Origin of the sequence: Marivirga tractuosa, from assembly GCF_042140215.1 — a bacterium.
Lineage (GTDB): Bacteria > Bacteroidota > Bacteroidia > Cytophagales > Cyclobacteriaceae > Marivirga > Marivirga tractuosa_A.
In genome coordinates, this window is the sequence record NZ_CP159478.1 from 2,634,579 (window position 1) to 2,647,629 (window position 13,051).

At 34.8% G+C, this 13,051-nt stretch carries 15 protein-coding genes; 11 read left to right on the plus strand and 4 right to left on the minus strand.

Translation table 11 applies throughout. The features are described from left to right. Window positions 1–7 precede the first annotated feature (7 nt). The 4 genes from ABWH96_RS11860 to ABWH96_RS11875 all read left to right on the plus strand — a co-directional run bounded on the left by ABWH96_RS11860 (window position 8) and on the right by ABWH96_RS11875 (window position 2,311). Window positions 8–340, plus strand: coding sequence for a heavy-metal-associated domain-containing protein (locus ABWH96_RS11860; RefSeq protein WP_375577745.1), 333 nt, complete (start codon window positions 8–10; stop codon window positions 338–340). Next, a complete protein-coding gene (locus ABWH96_RS11865) occupies window positions 340–561 on the plus strand; it encodes a GDCCVxC domain-containing (seleno)protein (protein WP_317489925.1) in 222 nt (73 codons plus the stop codon). The genes ABWH96_RS11860 and ABWH96_RS11865 overlap by 1 nt, the downstream gene beginning before the upstream one ends. Next, the gene (locus ABWH96_RS11870; protein ID WP_375577746.1) at window positions 558–1,898 is read left to right on the plus strand and encodes a dihydrolipoyl dehydrogenase family protein; all 1,341 of its coding nucleotides are present in this window, start codon (window positions 558–560) and stop codon (window positions 1,896–1,898) included. Before ABWH96_RS11865 ends, ABWH96_RS11870 begins: the two co-directional genes overlap by 4 nt. 62 nt (window positions 1,899–1,960) lie before the next feature. Beyond that, the gene (locus tag ABWH96_RS11875) at window positions 1,961–2,311 is read left to right on the plus strand and encodes a hypothetical protein (RefSeq protein ID WP_375577747.1); all 351 of its coding nucleotides are present in this window, start codon (window positions 1,961–1,963) and stop codon (window positions 2,309–2,311) included. 209 nt (window positions 2,312–2,520) lie between these two features. Here the strand turns inward: ABWH96_RS11875 and ABWH96_RS11880 are convergent, their stop codons facing one another. From ABWH96_RS11880 to ABWH96_RS11890, 3 genes are all read right to left on the minus strand, one after another. Then, window positions 2,521–2,937 (minus strand): hypothetical protein, encoded by a 417-nt coding sequence (locus ABWH96_RS11880; protein ID WP_375577748.1) that lies wholly within the window; start codon window positions 2,935–2,937, stop codon window positions 2,521–2,523. 48 nt (window positions 2,938–2,985) lie between these two features. Then, entirely contained in the window at window positions 2,986–3,678 is a 693-nt protein-coding gene (locus ABWH96_RS11885; RefSeq protein ID WP_375577749.1) for a hypothetical protein, read from the minus strand. Between the two features lie 89 nt (window positions 3,679–3,767). Continuing rightward, entirely contained in the window at window positions 3,768–4,802 is a 1,035-nt protein-coding gene (locus ABWH96_RS11890; RefSeq protein WP_375577750.1) for a hypothetical protein, read from the minus strand. Between the two features lie 122 nt (window positions 4,803–4,924). Here ABWH96_RS11890 and ABWH96_RS11895 point away from each other — a divergent pair, with 122 nt between their 5' ends. The 3 genes from ABWH96_RS11895 (at window position 4,925) to ABWH96_RS11905 (ending at window position 8,946) form a co-directional block, all read left to right on the plus strand. Beyond that, a complete protein-coding gene (locus ABWH96_RS11895) occupies window positions 4,925–5,446 on the plus strand; it encodes an RNA polymerase sigma factor (protein WP_375577751.1) in 522 nt (173 codons plus the stop codon). Window positions 5,447–5,510: 64 nt separating this feature from the next. Continuing rightward, window positions 5,511–6,434: a FecR family protein gene (locus ABWH96_RS11900; protein WP_375577752.1), complete on the plus strand. Its 924-nt coding sequence runs from the start codon at window positions 5,511–5,513 to the stop codon at window positions 6,432–6,434. A 100-nt stretch (window positions 6,435–6,534) separates the two neighbouring features. After that, entirely contained in the window at window positions 6,535–8,946 is a 2,412-nt protein-coding gene (locus ABWH96_RS11905) for a TonB-dependent receptor domain-containing protein (RefSeq protein WP_375577753.1), read from the plus strand. A gap of 336 nt (window positions 8,947–9,282) precedes the next feature. Here the strand turns inward: ABWH96_RS11905 and ABWH96_RS11910 are convergent, their stop codons facing one another. Beyond that, entirely contained in the window at window positions 9,283–9,798 is a 516-nt protein-coding gene (locus ABWH96_RS11910; RefSeq protein WP_375577754.1) for a TnsA endonuclease N-terminal domain-containing protein, read from the minus strand. A 238-nt stretch (window positions 9,799–10,036) separates the two neighbouring features. Here ABWH96_RS11910 and ABWH96_RS11915 point away from each other — a divergent pair, with 238 nt between their 5' ends. The 4 genes from ABWH96_RS11915 to ABWH96_RS11930 all read left to right on the plus strand — a co-directional run bounded on the left by ABWH96_RS11915 (window position 10,037) and on the right by ABWH96_RS11930 (window position 12,879). Further along, a complete protein-coding gene (locus tag ABWH96_RS11915; protein ID WP_375577755.1) occupies window positions 10,037–10,345 on the plus strand; it encodes a helix-turn-helix domain-containing protein in 309 nt (102 codons plus the stop codon). A gap of 447 nt (window positions 10,346–10,792) precedes the next feature. Continuing rightward, window positions 10,793–11,917 carry an ImmA/IrrE family metallo-endopeptidase gene (locus ABWH96_RS11920; RefSeq protein WP_375577756.1) on the plus strand — a complete coding sequence of 375 codons (1,125 nt, stop codon included), beginning with the start codon at window positions 10,793–10,795 and terminating at the stop codon, window positions 11,915–11,917. Window positions 11,918–11,920: 3 nt separating this feature from the next. Then, window positions 11,921–12,520, plus strand: coding sequence for a P63C domain-containing protein (locus ABWH96_RS11925; protein WP_375577757.1), 600 nt, complete (start codon window positions 11,921–11,923; stop codon window positions 12,518–12,520). Between the two features lie 86 nt (window positions 12,521–12,606). After that, window positions 12,607–12,879 (plus strand): hypothetical protein, encoded by a 273-nt coding sequence (locus ABWH96_RS11930; RefSeq protein ID WP_375577758.1) that lies wholly within the window; start codon window positions 12,607–12,609, stop codon window positions 12,877–12,879. Window positions 12,880–13,051: the final 172 nt, after the last annotated feature.

The window sequence follows — 13,051 nt, forward strand, 5'->3', positions numbered from 1 at the left end:
AAAGAAAATGAAAACCATCATTCTAAGTCTAACATTTGTCTTCCTGCTTGCAGGAAATGGAATGGCACAATCTGCCAATTCTCCAACAACCGAGTCCACTCAGAAAAGTGTGACAGTTAAATTGAAAGTCACTGGTCTCACTTGTGCCGGCTGTGCCAGTCACCTATACAAGGTCTTGAAAGAAACTAAAGGTGTTGTAGACAATTCGGTGGAATATCCCGGTGATATTGCAGTGGTTGACTATGATACTAAAAAGACTCAACCAGAGCAACTTATTGCAGCTATTGAAGAAAAGACCAGCTATAAAGCTGAATTACTCAAACCTAACAACGACAAATAATGGAAAAAGAAATCGTTTTACAATCCACTATTACCTGTCCCAATTGTGGACATCAAAAAGAAGAAACCATGCCTACAGATGCATGCCAGTACTTCTATGAGTGTGAAAGCTGCAAGCAAGTCTTAAAACCAAAAGACGGGGATTGCTGTGTGTATTGCTCGTATGGAACTGTGGCATGTCCTCCTATTCAGGAAGGTGGAAAAAGTAGCTGTTGTTCATGAAATACGATGTAATAGTAATCGGGTCAGGCATGGCCGGAATGACCATTGCCAATAAATGTGCTAAGAAAGGATTGAATACTGCTGTTACAGACTCCAGACCTTACGGTGGTACATGCGCATTACGAGGTTGTGATCCCAAGAAAATATTGGTTGGAGCTGCAGAAATCATTGACCGGGCCAATAAAATGAAGGGAATCGGCATTCAAGGAGATATCTCCATTAACTGGCAAGAGTTGATGGCTTACAAAAACGACTTTGTTACCAAAATGCCGAAAGGTGTAGAGAAAGGTTATGAAAAAGTGGGTGTAGACATGTATCATGGAGCAGCCAGCTTTGAATCTGAAGACATTGTCCGCATTGGAGACAACCTATTGGAAGCAGATAAAATTGTAATTGCTACAGGTGCACGACCTGTAATCTTGGATATACCTGGAGGTAGCTTACCCATTGACAGCACAGATTTTCTAAACCTGAAAGAACTTCCTAAGGAAATTACTTTTATAGGAGGTGGGTATATAGCGATGGAGTTTGCTCACCTGGCCGCCAGAGCAGGAAGTAAAGTAACCATAATTCACAGAGGCAAAACACCCTTGGAAAACTTTGAAACTGATATCGTAAAGCATTTGGTAAATGCCACTGAAGAATTGGGAATTGAGCTTCACTTTGAGTGGGATGTTGTTTCCGTAGAAAAAACGGATAGCAGTTTTACCGTAAAAGCAGTATCAAAAAATGGTGAAAAAACTATACAAACAGACTTAGTTGTTAATGCTGCCGGCAGAGTTCCTGAATTGGATGGCATGAACCTTGAAAAGGCCAATATTTCTTACAACAGAAAAGGAATACAGGTAAACGAATACTTGCAAAGCAAAACCAATCCATCAGTATACGCTGCGGGAGATGCAGCGGACAGCCACGGACTAAACCTCACACCCGTTGCTGTTATGGAAGGGCATGCTGTGGCTGACAATATAATCAGGGGTAACAGCAAAAAGCCTGATTATTCAGAAATGCCTAGTGCAGTATTCATTCTTCCTAGCTTAGCTGCTGTCGGTATGACAGAACAACAAGCTCAAGAAGCGGGGATTGAGTATAATGTAAAAAACAAAGACGCTTCAAATTGGTACAATGCCAAACGAATTAACGAGTCAACTTATGCTTATAAAGTCATTTCCGACAAACAAGGATATATTTTAGGAGCCCACATCATTGGCCCTCATGCTGAGGAAATAATTAATCTTTTTGCCATAGCTATTCGTGGAAAGCTTACTGTATCTGATATACGGAACATGATTTATGCATATCCATCGATGGGATCGGATATTGGATCAATGGTTTAAAAACAATAATGTTAGAGCAAAAAGTAGAAGTTAGAAACATCTAGCCAACGACCTTGTGGCTGTTGGTACTCAGGCAGGGTTGGCTAGACGGAGTTCCAGAGTCCAAAGAAGTATTACTCGGGCAGAGTAAATCTAATGTACAATACATCCGCTTGGACCAAGAAAGCCAAAATAGGGCTCCAGATCCACCCTGTCGCAAAAACTCCCTTTTAGAAGAGAAAGAAGATTTAGTCAGAATTTCCAACTTTAAGGCTATCTGGATTATAACTCCTATTGATACACAACAACTACTTATAGATTATCAGGTGGTTTCTGAGCCTGGAGGATTAATACCAGACTGGCTAGTTAATTTAGCAATAGCAAAAAGACCATATGAAACCATGATATCACTCAAGCGACTTATGGAAAAATAAAATGTTATTAAATAATTTTCATGTTGACTTGCAATAACCGAAAGCCTCAAAAAAATCTTCCAAAGTCATAAGTAATTTTGTCACCATTTTGATTTTCTATCCAAGATAAAAAAACAGAAAGTATAAATCTTAATTGGCAATAAAACAATAAGGTCAATATTCTTAGTAGGAATATTGACCTTATTAATCAACTGATAAAATATCTAACATTAATCGCCAGGACTAATCGAAAAAGACCCGTCTCCACTAAAATTGGTCAGTGTAACAGTTATTGTCCATTCACCACTCGCTCCGCTGGAAGATACCCCTGACTTTGAATCATCTCCCTGGCCAACAGTTAGAGTTTGATTTAAAACGGAAGCCCCTTCAGCATCAGTTACACTAAGGTTGAAACTGCCGCCTTCCGCAGCGGTAACATCCATGTTGTAATCTATGGTGGCCAATGAATTATTCCATTGATAAGACTTGGTAGTACTTCCACCATCTCCTGTAACATCTCCCCCTATATCACTACCAGTTTCATTTATTGAAACCATGGCAGTAAGCTCTTCTTCACCACAAGCAGTGATGAAAAGAGAACCTGCAATTAACATTAATGTGATCAGGGATTGTATTTTAGATTTCATATGTTTCATTTGAATTATTTTTATGTTGATAAATTTCACCTCTGGTGATTAAAATTTTAACTCTACCTCAGTAGCCAGATCTAATCCATCAGCAACAATATCAAATATCTCAGGGTTACTCGTTTCACTGATCACTATCATTCCATCATTATTTTTTGATGCAGCAGATAGCTCTTCCATGGTAACTCCTGCGAACCATACTGCTGGATCAAATGTAACTTCAGCAAGGACACTTGCCCCTTCTTCAAAAGTTATTGAACCCTCTTTTTCTACTTCAAAGGTTTCTCCAGAATTGAATTCAAAGCGGATAGGATGCGACTCATTATTTGCGTCTGTAAATGTTCCCTCAATAAGAACGGATGGCTGATCATTCTCATCCAATAGTTCAAGTTCTACTTCCACTTCGCTATATGTGCCTACTGGAAAAGTTAAACCGCTTAGGTCTGGAGTTGTGGCTCCGGTCGCGAAATCAATTTCCACTATTTGTTCAATACTTGCCTCTATTGAATCTGCTTCATCTGTTTCAGCCTGAAACTGAATCTGCACAAGTTTGATAGTTCCAGAAGTAAATTCAAGTGAATTCGATAAAACTCTACCAGCGGGCACAGCAATTGACGAAGTATTTCCCTTAAAACTCATCTGGACAGTGGGACTGCTGATTTCTTCCTTGCTGTTGTCACAGGATGCGAACATAAAAACTGTTAATACGATCACACTTAATTTGGTCTTTAGATTTTTCATTTTATTTATTGTTTGCTTGATTTTAAAATTCATTATTGTTTTATTTTCTATTTTTTTCATGACTGTTTTATTTAGAGTTTACTTTTAATTTAAATAGCTGAAAGCTGTAGTGTTTTTATTCCTTGCTCTTCAGTTTCTCTTTCAAGCGTGATTTCAGTTTGACCGAAACTTAGAATTTCCCAGTTTTCATTCAGATTAAGGAATGATTCTATATCTGTATCAAATTCGATTGATACAGACCTACTTGCGTCCATTAATTCAACTTCCCATTCACCATTTATAGCGTCTTCTCCTGTTGCCAACATGGTAAAGTCCTGATTGAATTGAATCTTATAGCCCGAATAAATATCTGTCTTATCCATACTGGCTTCTTCAAAAGAGCTTACATGCCAATCCTTTGCAATAAGTAAATCAATTAATTCTGTCTCAAATTGAGTTTCAAAATCAATAATATCCTCTTCATTGCAATTAGGAGCATTTTTAATGGCAGAAAGTAATGCCTCATTATTATTCAGATCAAAAGTTGATCCGTCTAAATCGGTTAAGCTTACTGGATAATTAATGTTAATTACATAATCTTCAGAAGAGAAAATTTCAAAAGCTTCCTGATCAGACAGTACGCTATGATTTTCAACATTTTCTGTGACTTGGTTAAAAACTGAAACAGTAAATGGATATATAAAATCAATGCATTCATTATCTTGATCATCACCTCCTTCTATGCAATCATCCTGAATTTCTTCAAGCATATCCTCGTCTGAAAGTACTATTTCTGAATGATCATATAAGGTTGCCTGAAGTGGATAAATCCAATCTATCTCTAGCACTTCAACGCCCAACATCATTACCTCATCCAACGAATTAAATAGTAGCTCTTCATCATTAAGAATGCCTCTTACAGGGAAATGGATGGTTGTACAACTAGACCGGTCTATAATATTATCGCTTGACCCATCTTTTTTAGCTACTTCAACAATCACTTCAGCAATTTCATCACCCTTAGTAATTCCTTCCTGTCCAATTACGACTTTAGGTGCTATTTCTTCCTGACATGCAGAAACCATCAGGATTAGGGTCACCAGCACTAAAGAAACTATTGCGTTTATGAGTTTAATTTTTTTCATATCTGTACAAAAAACAGAAAGCCATCAAAAATCCCTACCACTACTCTATTTTTTTTTTGCTATCCTTATCTATATATTTGAAAAAAGTTAAATCCAGTTGATGGGATATATAATAGTATTGAATGGAGAAGCAGGAAAAAGAAAATATTTGCAATGAAAAAGTCTTTAGCGAGGTTTTTAGATCAAATGCACAGGATCTTTTTAATTTCCTGCACTTCAAATACCAGGATGAAGATGAAGCCAAAGATTTGGTACAGGAAGTATTTGGAAAGTTGTGGGATAATTGTGCAAAAGTAAGTCTGGAGAAGGCGAGAGGCTTTCTGTTTGTAGCGGCAAATAATTTGATGAAAAATATTTTATCGAAAAATAAGACGGCTCTCAAGCATCAACCTATACTCGAAGAAAAAAAACCTTCCCCTGAGAATCCGCAATTCATCCTGGAAGAAGCAGAGTTTAAAAAACGATTGGAAAAAGCACTATCTGATTTACCTGAAGAACAAAGAATTACACTTTTGTTAAAACGTATTGAAGGTAAAAAGCAAAGAGAAATTGCTGAAATGCTGGGTGTATCTGAGAAAGCCATAGAGAAACGACTACATAAAGCGATGAATACACTTCGACTAAAATTAGGTGATATTTTATGATCTTTTTAAATAAATGCGGTAGGGAAAAACACTCTGTTGCTGTTTTCTACAAAGAAGAGACACCATGAAAAATGAAGAACTTATAAGAAAATGGCTGTTAGACCAGCTGACTAAGGAGGAAGAGGAATCCTTTAAGCGTTCCGCTGATTATGCTGACATTGTCAAAATCTGGGGCAATCTGCCAAACGTGGCAACACCCCCCGCTCTTGATGTTGAAAGTGAGTGGGAAAAATTCCGGTCATCTCGCCTATCAAAATCCAAGGCAGAAGGTCAAGGAATTTCATGGCCTCAACGTTTGATTGGCATAGCAGCTTCTCTGGTCATCATCAGTATTTTAAGTTATTTATTCCTCAATTATAATTTTACTGGTTCATCTTCTATAAAACTTTCAGAAAGCCAGGTTGAACAATATTTACCGGACTCCTCGATTGTAGTACTTAATAAAGGTTCAGAATTAGTTTACAATAAGAAAAATTGGGCTGAGGAAAGAAGTGTCAAGCTTGAAGGTGAGGCATTTTTTAGGGTAAAGAAAGGATCCACATTTGATGTGGTGACTTCCAGTGGAATGGTTACCGTACTCGGAACAAGTTTTAATGTAAAACAACGTAATCAAGTATATGAGGTAAAGTGCTTTGAAGGAAAGGTTGGCGTTGAAATAAAAGGACAAAAATCGGAACTTACGAGCGGCCAAGGATTTCAACTGATAAATGAAGAAACCGTAATGTTCAATGTGGAAGGTAACGATGAACCAGATTGGATGAAAGGGAAGAGTACATTCTACAAAATGCCATATCGAGCCGTGCTTTCTGAACTTGAAAATCAGTACGACCTCGTAATTGAAACAAATGATGTGAATTTAAATGATACTTTCACCGGTAACTTCCCGCATGATGATCTTAAAATAGCGCTGGATGTAGTTACCGCACCCTCTGCTTACAACTATCAGATCAATGAAAATAAGGTATTGATTTCTCGTGGGAATCAGTAAAATCACTAAATGGCTCCTTACAAACCTATTTATTTTATTGGTAATAGGTGCTTATGCCCAAGTGGAAGGGGAAAAACCTCTGCGCAGCATTCTTGATCGCATGGAGAAGCAATATAATGTGAGCTTCACTTACATGGATCAAACAATCGATAGTTTTTATGTATCTCTTCCTGACGAAAAACTCAATTTGGAACAAACACTTTCCTATCTCGAAGAGGTAAGTGGATTACAATTCATCTTTGTTGATGAGAAATATATATCAATAAAGGAAAAAGCAAACAATCCAATTCTCTGTGGTTACCTGATTGATTTGGATAGTGGAGAGCCAATCACGGACGCTTTGGTCTATGCAGGAGAGAAATTTACTAATACCGATGAAAAAGGATACTTCGAATTAAAAGCAATCACTCTTTCCCAAGAAGTTTTAGTGAGCCATGTTAGTTACAATAAGACCGCTCTTGAAACCAACAGATCACCAGATTCGCAAGAGGAATGCTCGAAATTTTACCTGCAGAAGGATATTGCCACACTACAAGAGGTCACAGTACATAGCTACATTACTAGAGGTATCAATAAAAAAATAGCTGGAGAAATAGAAGTAGAAGTGCAGAACACGGATATTTTACCCGGCCTAACCGAACCAGACGTCTTCTTCCTTCTTCAAAATTTACCGGGAATACAAAGTGGCAATGAAACAGTAAGTGACATTAATATCAGGGGAGGATCAAATGATCAGAACCTTGTACTTTGGGACGGAATGAGGTTATATCAAACAGGTCATTTTTTTGGGTTAATCTCTGCTATTAATCCCTATACCGTCCAAAAAGCCTCTTTAAATAAGAATGGAACATCTGCAGAATGGGGTGAAGGGGTATCTGGTACCATTCAAATCGAAACACCGAACAAAAGCCCCGAAGAATTTTCTTTTCAAGCAGGTAGTAATTTGATCAGTGCAGATCAGTTATTACAATTGCCGTTTGGAAAAACTTCACTGACGATCGCTTCTCGGCAAGCATTGAGTGGGCTGGTGAAAACGCCTACCTATGAGCAATACTTCGACCGGGCCTTTCGGAATTCAGATGTTATCAATAACAGGCCTTCATCTCAAGTGATTAACTCTAACGAACAATTTAATTTTTATGATCTTTCAATCAATGCTAATCATGAATTTTCATCAAACAGTGAATTAAAATCAGGGTTTCTATTACTGGATAATTCAATCACATATAGAGAAAGCGCTGTGGTGGACAGTAAAATTACTTCAAAAAATAGCAGCTTGAATCAAGGAAGCTATTCTGGGTACGTATCCCTTAAGCACCGATGGAATGACCAACTTAAAACCCAGTTTTTTGGATCAATGTCAAATTACCAGCAAAAATCCATCAATTTTGATGTGTTAACAGGCCAAGAACATATTTTAGAGAACGAAGTCTTAGAAACAAATCTCAAGACAGTAAGCCACTATTATATTAATGAAAACTGGGACTTATCTTCTGGTATTCAATTTGTAGAAACAGGTATTCGGAATTTAAGAGATATTAATACTCCTGATTTTCAGTCGCTTAGTAAAGAAGTGTTGAGAACGACTAGCTTTTTTGTTGAAAATAACATTAAGTTTTTGACAAATACTGACTTAATTCTGGGCGTAAGAACAAGCTATTTCGATAAAATAGATGTTTTTAGGATTGAGCCAAGGTTATCTGTACAAGTGGAACTAAGTGAATCAATTTCAGCTGAATTTTTGGGTGAATCGAAAAGCCAGACGACTGTTCAAACAGTCGATTTCCAAACCGACTTCCTGGGAGTGGAAAAGAGAAAATGGGAATTAATCAATGGCAAGGATATTCCACTGTTGACCAGCAATCAGGCTTCTATTGGAATAAATTACAATAAAAAGACCTTATTACTTTCTTTGGAAGGTTTTTACAAAGAAGTAGACGGAATAATTACTTCAAGCCAGGGGTTTCTTAATCAATATCAATTTGAGAGAACTGCAGGTAGCTATTACTCGAATGGAATAGAAGCACTAATTAATCCTAAGTTTGGGCAATTTAATAGTTGGTTGACTTATACTTTTATGAATAGCAAGTATAATTTTCCCGAGTTGTCGACTCCTGTTTTCAGAAATAATTTTGATATTTCTCATTCATTATCAGCTGGATTATCTTATAAACTGCGAGACCTGGAATTTTCATCCGGAATCAACTATCGGAGCGGTGTGCCATATACTGGTCAATCTGGAGTAGATCAAAATAAGCAAGAAATTATTTTTGACAGCCCTAATAACCTAAGATTACCTCCTTATTTCAGGCTAGATTTATCAGCTAAATACTCATTTAGAATAACCGACAAAATAAAAGCCAAGTGTGGTTTATCAATCTGGAACCTTACCAATAAAGAGAACATTGTTAATGGCTATTATCAACTCCAAAATGGAGATGTGGACTTTGTAAACCAGTTAGCACTGGGCTTTACTCCAAATATTAATTTCAGAATTATTTATAATCCATGAAGCTATAAAAATTAACTGAAAAATTATTATAATATCAATGATAGCGATATGTAACAATGATTCATAATTACTTATCTTATTTATACTATAGTCTAAGTCAAAATATAATTTTGTGGTCGTAGATTATAGTTGGTAACCAAATTTGCGGCATGCTAATCATTTTAAAGACTTCAAATGTTTATAATGAAGTGGAAACCAGTTACCAACTATAATCGAAAAACACAATTTTATTTTATATTAATAGTGATTAAAAGATGGGCTATTGTATTACTTCCTACTAAGGAATTTGTAGGAAGTAATATTAAAATCTTTGTGGTTAAATATTTTTAAATTGTCCTATATTGCCAGTAAATATTTGAAGCACCGTAATCCCGTGGCAAAACAAATGTCGAGTTTATCTGAAATGATTTGATTGGCTTCTTTTATCGTTGGCGTTAAAATGCTACTAGAATTCAATATTTTCTTTAATTCTATAAAATATGATTTTTGACATTCCATAACTGTACAATCAAAATAGTCGTGTATAAAATTTGCATTGTATAATCTTGTTTCATCTACCTCTTTTCCAGTAAAAATGGAAAATTTATATCCTCTTTTGCTCCAGTAAGAGTTTTCGATATCAAATTTCTCAATTACTCTTTTTGTTAATTGACTGCTATATTTAACTGTCACAGCATATCTTACATTATCAGGGCATTCTATGATGAAATCCGTACTCATTACTGCAGCAGATTTTTTCCTGTTATTCCAAGGGTGTTTGATACTAAGATCTTCTGCGATTTGAAGTGTTTCCGCTACATCTAAAAGAACTTGAGTTTTTACTGAATTTATTAATGAGTTGTACCTGATCAAGTAGTAAAAATTTGTTTCAAGCTTACTGAATGTATGTATTATGGATCCATCGAAATTGGATTTAAGTCTAGATGATTCTCCTCTTGAGGAAAAACTATTGACTCGTAATTGACTATTATTTGATTTCATTTGTTAAATTGTAGTTCAGAAAACACTGGCATGGTAAAAGCAATTCTTTATTCATATAATTGTATATTATATGCAATAATATGTATATTATTTAATAATCAAAAGATTTATGGTTAAATTCAATGAAAACCTAAAAGAAATTAGGCTCTCTAAAGGATTAACCGGAACTAAATTAGCGGAGAAGGTAAATGAAATTACAGGGCAAAAAATTGATCAACGGACAATTTCAGACTATGAAAATGGGAAAAGGGAACCTAATTTAACTACGTTAATAAATTTAGCAAGAACTTTAGGTGTATCTGTTGATATTTTAAGTGGTTATCAAAGTATGGCGGCTGAAAAAGTGATTTATACAATTTTGGATGATATGGAATTTAAAGTCAAAATGTTAAGAAAATATCTTTCTGAATCGGAATAATCTATTAGTTACCAACTATAATCTAAGAGGTTACCAACTATAATCTAAGCGGTTACCAACTATAATCTAAACACACATATATAATGCGCTAAAGTCCCAGTTGGGTGTATTATTACTGTACTGTTCCAAAAGGCAGTCGCTGTCGCAGACTTTCCTTTGCATTTGTTAAGAGCCAAACTGTTAATGAACATTTTGCCTTATTTTTCCAATAAAGCCTTTAACCTCGACTTTCAGAGTACCACAATTTACATCATCTTTAAAGATCCAATAATTAATTTCACTGTATTTTTACATTATTTAGGTATAAAACTTATTTATTTAAGTTTAAATACTATATTTGTGATTGTAAAAGTACATTTTATGAGAAACAATGAATTTGATAACTTGAATTTTGACGAGCTAATTAATGATCTAATTAGGCCAAAATTTAGTTTAAAGGATATTTATATGAAGAGATTAGAAGAACTAAAGATGTCTACTACTACTTCTTTAGATATTTTACAAATTCAACATAGGACTTTGCACGGAATTCTTGATGGAACTCAAAAAAAAGTAGATTTTACTGCTTTATTGAATTTAAGCAATTTTCTTAAATTATCTAAGGAAGAGGTTTTCTCACTTTACATTGACGAGCTCAAGAGGAATTATACATATGAGCCTACTATTAATCCTGAGAAAATAACCTTTATCAAACAATACTTTGACTTAATTGCTCTAAAAAAGGATGGAGTCATAGATGATATAAATGATTTTGAAGAAATAGAAACTAAACTATGTTCAGTGCTAGGTATAAGCACAATCTTTGAATATTCTCCACCTAAAAAGGAAGCTGCTTTTAGTTCAGGGAAGACTAATCCGAAAAATGAGCTCACTAGGGATTTATGGATTCAAAGAGCTAAAAGAACCTTCGATGAAATTAATAATCCCAATGATTATCAAAGAAATGAGTTAATTCAATTTTTCCCAGATATCAGATGGCATTCTACGAATGTTGAAAAAGGCCTAGACTATGTAATCAAATCATTATATAAAATTGGTATAACAGTTATATATCAGCCATCATTATCCTCCTTACATCTTCGCGGCGCAACGTTATCTGTTAATAAAAAACCGTGTATAGTCATTACTGATTATGTTGGCTTCTATGCCACTCTTTGGTTTGCGTTAATTCATGAATTATTTCATGTGATTTTTGATTGGGAGGAAATACAATCCAAAAGATACCATATTTCAGACGATGATTCAGAGGATTTAGGAATTTTAGAAAAAGAAAATGAAGCTAATGAATTTGCTCGTGAATATCTATTTGCAAAGAAAAAGTCTAAAGAAATAAAAGCTAGGATATATGAACCAGATTTTATTACAAATTATGCAAAGATTCACAACGTTCATCCCAGTTTAATTTATACTTTTAATGCCTATGACAGTTCCAAAAATAAAAATTTTTGGGCTCTTGCACGAAAAAAGAACCCAAATTTAAAATCTCTATTAACTGTATTTAAATATAACTGGAACAAGCCAAAGCCAGTGATTGATCTTGTAAAAACTTTACGCCTTAAATATTACAACTAGCATATGAAGAAAGAAAAGCACAGTGTACACGTTGGAAAAGATAAACTGACCAAAGATCAAAAAATTCTTGAAAGACAAAGTCTTCAACAGTCCTTACTTGATCTAACTGAAAGTAAAACTAATAATCTATGGTCAGATGAGATATTAGATAAGGAGAATCTAAAAATACAGCTAAAAGGTGGAGATGAAATTGATTTAGCTCAATTATCTGTAGTGACGACACGCATCAAAGAATATTTTCCCAAATTTCCAGAGGAATACTATAAACAAATCTTTAGGTTAAATAAATGGGATATCCCTAAAAATGGAAAGATTGTTACTAAACCCAATATAGTTGGAAAATGGACAAAGGAGATTGTTTATGGAAGGTTTTCAAAGGATGTTCTTCCTGTACTGGAAATTTTAAATCCCTATGAAAGGATCGGTATTCGCTCCCATAAGCATCACCAATATTTAAGCGATGAGGGTAATCAGCTTTTAAAGCAATACATAGCCGAGTCAATTGTTGTAATGAAGAAATCAATGAGTTGGTATGACTTTCGAATCCGTTTAAATCAAGAATATGGTGTTCCTTTTCAGTTAGAAATCTGGACTAACTATTAATATATTGTTTAAACTAGTAAGAAGGAATAGTAGCTATACCCAAAAGTTTGTTTAAAATTAGGACTATTAAATAAAATCAAATTGCAATGAATTGGCGAAATAAAAAAGGAAATCTGGAATATAGTCATCAACAAAATGCATTTCATTTTAATGATGGATCAAAAGAATTACCTGCTAAAGGATGGGATATTATCTCTGATAATGAGGAATATGATATTACTTTCAAATTCGTACAAGAGGTTGAAAAACCTAGAACATTTTTTGACTATTCTGGAAGTCATAACGAAGCCTTAAGAAAGCTAAAAAAAGCATTTCTACTATTTAAAAAAGCTTATCTTTACGATAAAATAGCGAATTAATCTACTACAAATGCCATATTGGATAATTACGCAAATATCTTTTAGCCGTCACTGTATATCATTATTTGATCACAAATAAAGTATAAACAAAGAACAATCAATTACATATACATATTTCTATCTAGAGATAGAATGAGTATGCCTTCTGTTGCGGATTTTGCAATACTTTTGT